Annotated in this window: 4 protein-coding genes; 3 read left to right on the top strand and 1 reads right to left on the bottom strand. The window is 67.8% G+C overall.

Annotation, left to right across the window (positions count from 1 at the left end):
• Positions 1-329 precede the first annotated feature (329 nt).
• Positions 330-1,016: a hypothetical protein gene (locus tag NCW75_15535; protein UYV12688.1), complete on the bottom strand. Its 687-nt coding sequence runs from the start codon at positions 1,014-1,016 to the stop codon at positions 330-332.
• A gap of 624 nt (positions 1,017-1,640) precedes the next feature.
• Between NCW75_15535 and NCW75_15530 the strand changes: the two genes are divergently transcribed.
• From NCW75_15530 to NCW75_15520, 3 genes are all read left to right on the top strand, one after another.
• The gene (locus NCW75_15530; GenBank protein ID UYV12687.1) at positions 1,641-2,948 is read left to right on the top strand and encodes an FG-GAP-like repeat-containing protein; all 1,308 of its coding nucleotides are present in this window, start codon (positions 1,641-1,643) and stop codon (positions 2,946-2,948) included.
• 90 nt (positions 2,949-3,038) lie between these two features.
• Positions 3,039-4,322, top strand: a complete 1,284-nt coding sequence (locus NCW75_15525) for an FG-GAP-like repeat-containing protein (GenBank protein ID UYV12686.1) — start codon at positions 3,039-3,041, stop codon at positions 4,320-4,322.
• A gap of 153 nt (positions 4,323-4,475) precedes the next feature.
• On the top strand, positions 4,476-6,341 hold the full coding sequence (locus NCW75_15520) for a hypothetical protein (protein UYV12685.1): 1,866 nt from the start codon (positions 4,476-4,478) through the stop codon (positions 6,339-6,341).
• The last annotated feature ends 3 nt before the right edge of the window (positions 6,342-6,344 follow it).

Below are 6,344 nucleotides of genomic sequence, written 5' to 3'. Positions count from 1 at the left end.
ATGTCCCCGGCGCCTGGGCCCGCCGCCGAGGCGACACAACAACGCCGGGGCATCCGCACCAGCCGTCTTCGGCGCAGGGCGCATGCCCCGGCGCGGCCCGCAAGGGCCCGGCCGCTCATGCGGCCGCCAAGCGAGCAACGCGAGCGCTCAAAACAAACCAGCTTCGCGCAGCTCTGGCGCAGCGGTCTTCCGCTCCGCCAGAGCGTCGAACATTCGAGAACGGTCATCACCACAACCCGAACACCCAAGCCCCCCAGCAGCACCACCACACAACAAGGGAGCCCGGCTCGCACCGGACCCCCTCGCCAAATCAAGGAACATAAGAATCCCTACGCCGCCTTCTCGCCGCCCGGCGGCATCGCGAAGACCATCGCCTGGTTGCCGGCACCGAACTGCACGCCGAACTGCCCGGGGTTGCCGTCGCGCGTCGAGCTCTGGGCCGTCACGCGGTACACAACCTGCGCCGTGCCGGGCGGGATCGTGCTATCGACGAAGCTCCGCTCCTTCGCGTTCAGGACAAACACGAACGGCACCTGCCCACCTCCGGTGGGGGTTTGGCGCTCGACGCGATATGTGAGCGGGCCGGTCCGCGGCGGGTTGGGACACTTGAACTTCAGCTCGAGCGCCCCGTTCTGCAACAACCCAACCGTGAACGCCTGCGGCGTGCCGGGCGCGGGCGCCGGCGCGGGGTCGGCCGGGGCCGGGATGCCCGCGTCCTCGTAGACGCTGGACGGGTCGGCGGCGGCCCGGGCGAACGTGCGGATGCGCTGGACCTGCAACGACGCGAAGTCGCGCATCTCCTTGGCCCCCGCGTTGAACGAACCCGTCGCCCCGACCGCCGCGGCGCGGGCATTATTTCTGGTTTGCAGCCGGCTCGAGGCCGTGCTCGCCAGACCAGCCAGCGCCGTGATGTCGGCCGGATCCAGACCGATCGACGCCGGATCGGCCTGCCACGTGGCCAGGTGGTCGACCACCCACGTCACGGCCTGCTCGTTGCTCTCAGGGATGGTGCTCATGATGCACCCCCATTCTTATATCCGGCGGGACGCGCGCTCCCGCGTGTGTGCGAGTCAAGAACACCGGCCATCGCGCGATCGGCCGGCAACGCTGTACAAACGAAGGTCTGCATATGCAGCACTCCTTTTGCGGCCGGCCCCAAACGTCGCGACGCCCGCCACGAAAACGGAACTTCCCGGACCACGCCGGTCCGGTCTAAAAATGCATCGGCCCACCAAACGCGCGACTTCACTCCGAGTCCGAATATTTTTCGTGCCTTCGCAGACGCCCTGGTTCTTATGTTCGGTCTTTATAAATACAACCACCCCTCAGACGCCCCCAGCCGCGTCCGCGAGCACACCCAACGTCCAATATCCCCATCCGGAAGTCGCTCCGGTCCTGACCGACGCCGTATCCGGGTGGACCAAGAGAGCATCCGGGCGGACCGAAACCGCCTCGGTGCCCACCGGAGCGGTTCCAGCCAGCACCGAAAGAGCATCGGCCATGACCCAGAGAACGTCGGCCAAGATCGAGAGAGCCCCAGCGTGGACCGCGATGGCCCCGGGCGGGACGGGCGCCGGGCGGACCTTCCCTTGCATCGCGGGGCGTGTTCCGGTATATTGGCCCTATAGGAGGAGCCCCCCATGCCCAACCGCACCACCACCGTCCTCGCCCTGGCCGCCCTCACGCTGGCCGCCCCGGCATCCGTGCTGGCCCAGCCCTGCGACCCCACCGAGATCTTCGCGCCAGGGGTCGGCTACGAGGCGGGCACCTTGCCCTTCGCCGTGGCCATCGGCGACCTGGATGGCGATGGCGACAACGACCTGGCCGTGGCCGACTTCGACGACGCCAGCGTGCGCGTGCTGCTCAACAACGGCGACGCCACCTTCGCGTCCGACGTCCGGTACGGCGCGGACGAGCAGCCCGTCGATGTCGCCATCGGCGATCTGGACGGCGACGGCGACAACGACCTGGTCGTGGTCAACAACGACATCGCCTCCAGCAACGTTAGCGTGCTGCACAACAACGGCGATGGTACGTTCGCATCGGACGTGCGCTACGGCACGGGCGATCTGCCCGAGTCCGTGGCGATCGGCGACCTGGACGGAGACGGCGATCTCGATCTGGCCGTGGCCAACCAGCGATCGACCGAGAACAGCGTCAGCGTGCTGCTGAACAACGGCGACGGCACCTTCGCGACCGATGTTCGCTATAGCGTTGGCAGCGGGCCGCTCTCGGTGGCGATCGGCGACCTCGATGGCGACGGCGACAACGACCTGGCCGTGGCCAACGGCAACGGGGGCAACGCCAGCGTGCTGCTCAACAATGGGGATGGCACGTTCGCGACCCAGGTGTTCTACGGCGCGGGCAACGGGCCCGCATCGGTGGCGATGGATGACCTGGACGGCGACGGCGACCTGGACCTGGCCCTTGCCAACGAGAACAGCCGCGACGTCAGCGTGCTGCTCAACAACGGCGACGGCACCTTCCCACCCGACGTGCTCTACGACGTGGGCAACAGACCCCAGTCGGTGGCGATCGCCGATCTGGACGGCGACGCCGACGCGGACCTGGCCGTGGCCAACTCCGGCACGGGCGACGCCAGCGTGCTGCTCAACAACGGCGACGGCACGTTCGCGCCCAACGTGCGCTTCGGCGCGGGCGGCGGGTCGCAATCTGTCGCGCTCGGCGATCTCGATGGTGACGGCGACGCCGACATGGTCGTGGTGAACTTCTTCGCCAGGAACCTCAGCGTGCTGCTCAACCAGTGCGGGGCCTCCGGCTGCCCGGCCGACCTCGACGGCGACGGCACGCTGACCATCTTCGACTTCCTCGAGTTCCAGAACCTCTTCGACGCCGGCGACCCCATCGCCGACTTCGACGGCGATGGGGCGCTGACGATCTTCGATTTCCTGGCCTTTCAGAACGCCTTCGACGCGGGCTGCCCGTAGGCGTGCACGAACGCCCGCCTCGGCGAGCCACGAAACCCCTTGCACCCCGCCCCGCGTATGAAGCGGGATGCGTCCGAGAGGAGACCCCACATGCCCACGACTCGCCATGCCGTGGCCGTGCTCGCCGTCCTGGCCCCGATCGCCCTGGCCCAAACGTGCGACCCCGCCGAGATCTTCGCGCCTCAGGTGCTCCACGGCGTGGGCGATCAGCCTCGCTCCGTGGCGCTGGGCGACCTGGATGGCGATGGAGACGCCGACCTCGCCGTGGTGAACCAGGTCAGCAACGACGTCAGCGTGCTGCTGAACAATGGCGACGGGACCTTCGCCGAAGATGTCCTCTACGGCGTGGGCGTTGGGCCCTCTTCCGTGGCGCTGGGCGACCTGGACGGCGACGGCGACGCCGATCTCGCCGTGACGACCGTGGCGACCGGCAACGTCGGCGTGCTCCTCAACAACGGGGATGGGACCTTTGCCGATGATGTGCCCTACGGCGCGGGCACCCTTTCCGTGGCCGTGACGATGGGCGACCTGGACGGCGATGGCGACGCCGACCTGGCCGTGGCGAACCAATTCAGCAACAACGTCAGCGTGCTGCTGAACACCGGCAATGGGACCTTCGCCGAAGATGTCCTCTACGGCGCGGGCGTTGGGCCCTTCTCTGTGGCGATCGGCGACCTTGATGGCGACGGCGATGCCGATCTGGCCGTGGCGAACTTTGAGAGCGACAGTGTCAGCGTGCTGCTCAACAACGGGGATGGGACCTTTGCCGATGATGTGCCCTACGGCGCGGGCGATGCGCCTCGGTCCGTGGCGATCGGTGACTTGGACGGCGACGGCGACGCCGACTTGGCCGTGGTGAACGACTTCAGCGGCAACGTCAGCGTGCTGCTCAACGCCGGCGATGGGAACTTCGCCGAAGATGTGCTCTACAGCGCGGGCGACGCGCCCGTCTCTGTGGCGATCGGTGACTTGGACGGCGACGGCGACGCCGACCTGGCCGTGGCGAACGCGGCAAGCGACACCGTCAGCGTGCTGCTCAACAACGGGGATGGGACCTTTGCCAGTGATGTGCTCTACGGCGCGAGCGACGCGCCCGTCTCCCTGGCAATCGGCGACCTTGATGGCGACGGCGACGCCGACCTGGCCGTGGTGAACCTCTTTAGCGGCAACGTCGGCGTGCTGCTGAACCAGTGCGGCCCCTTCGATTGCCCGGCCGACCTCGACGGCGACGGCACGCTGACCATCTTCGACTTCCTCGAGTTCCAGAACCTCTTCGACACCGGCGACCCCATCGCCGACTTCGACGGCGATGGCGACTTCACGATCTTCGATTTCCTGGCCTTTCAGAACGCCTTCGACGCCGGCTGCTCTTAGCGGGCGAGCGGGCCCGCCCGGTTATCCGGTCCTTCAATCGCTATGAACACGGGAAAGTCCTCATAAGAATCGCCGTGACCAATCGGGCGTGGGTCCGTTTTAATTAGAACACAGGGCCCGTCATGCCGCGGCGCTCGGGGGAGAGGTGCCGCCATGACCAGCAGAACACGCCGTGCCAGCCGTTCGAGTCGTGCGCCCATTCTTGTCGCGTCCGCCGGGGCGTGCCTCGGCCTGTGGCTCGCCGTGCCCGGCGCCCAGGCCCAGTGCAGCGTGTTCCGCCTGGGCATGCCCGACTTCGACCAGCAGCGCAGCGACCTGCCCAACGACGGCCGGATGTACTGCATACCCACGGCCACGGCCAACGCCCTGGCGTACATCACCAACCACGGCCACCCCGGCCTGCTCGACGGCCCGCGTAACTGGCAGAGCCAGGCCCATTACGACGACATCAGCGGGTTGCTGGCCATCCTGGGCGTCGTGATGTTCACCGACCCGGACAATGGCACCACCATGACGCCCTGGCGGGTCGCCACGCAATCGGCCCTCAGCGGCGAGGGCTTCTTCATGGTCGGCAGCTTCCAGGCCGCCGGCTTCGAGGGCCTCAACCCCCTCCAACTGGCCGACCAGATGCGGATGGGGACCATCGTGTTGCCGCTCATCGGCTGGTACGACGAATCGGGCACGGGCCTGTATACCCGCGACGGCGGGCACATGGTCACCATGTGGGCCGGCCTTGGCACCTGCGGCGACCCGCGCGACATGCTGCTGGGCTTCCGCGATCCGTCGAGCGGCGACTCGATCTTCCAGCAGAGCGACTTCTTCACGACGTTCACCTTCTTCAACCGCTCGGTGGCCTGGCGCTTCAAGCGCGGCAACGAGACCATCTTCTTTCCCCGGCCGATGTACCAGGTCGCCCAGTTCGCCTCCAGCGACGGCTTCCTGGACGGCGCGGGCATGATCCTGCCCATGCACGGGCTGACGACCGATCCGGTGACGCAGGACGTCGACCTGACCATCCCCCCGGCCACCACCGACGAGCCCGAGTTCAAGCGCTTCCGCGTGCGCCCGTGGCCCGGCGGCGACCGCCTTATCGCGATGGCCCAGGGCGTGCTGCCCACCGAGGGCTTCGTGCTCTCGCAGCCCGACCGCGGCTTCGCCACGCTGTCGAAGGTCCACTTCCTCGACGGCGAGTTCGAGACGGTCGATTCCTTCCCCTCGGCGGTGGATCTGGTCGTTGGCCGTGACGGCAGCGCGTACGTCGCGACGCCGTCGGGCATACAGCGCTACGAGCTCACCGACGACGGCGCGATCGCGCTGACCGACTCGGTCGATCTGCCCGCCACGCCAGACTCGATGTTCTACGACGACGCCACCGACGAGCTCATCGTGCTCAGCGTCGCCGACCGCCGACTGCTCCGCGTGACGCAGGATCTTGCCATCCGCCGCAACGACCAGGTGCCCATGGCCGCGCCGCTGATGGGCGACGGCTCGGTCACCGTGAATCCCATCGATGGCAGCGAGTGGATCGCCTCGGCCGGCTCGCCCACGCTGACCAAGATCGTGCGCGACGGCGCGGGCCGCCCGTCGGTCGATGCCCAGCCCACGCTGCCCGGCGTCGATGCGCCCACGGCCCTGCAGTTCGACGATTTCGGCTTCCTGCACGTTGTGGATGACGGCGTCGTCCGGGCCTTCGAGCCGGGCATACGCGGCGGGTGGGTCTCGGCCGACACACCGCTCGATGGCGAGCCCAGCGGCCCCATCTTCCGCATCGGCCGCGGCCGCACCAACAACACGCCCGAGATCGACGACATCAACCGCCTGCCGCCGGTGCCCGTTGAGGGCGAAAATGACTGCCGGGCCGATCTCGACGTCGATGGCGAGCTGACCATCTTCGATTTCCTGGCGTTCCAGAACCTGTTCGACAGCGGCAGCACCTGGGCCGACTTCGACTACGACGGCGAGTTGACCATCTTCGACTTCCTGGCGTTCCAGAACGCGTTCGATGCGGGGTGCCCGTAGGCC

This window comes from Phycisphaera sp. (genome assembly GCA_025916675.1).
GTDB lineage: Bacteria > Planctomycetota > Phycisphaerae > Phycisphaerales > UBA1924 > JAHCJI01.
The sequence above is the reverse complement of the archived record's forward strand: the minus strand, read 5'-3'. Positions and strand labels throughout refer to the sequence as shown.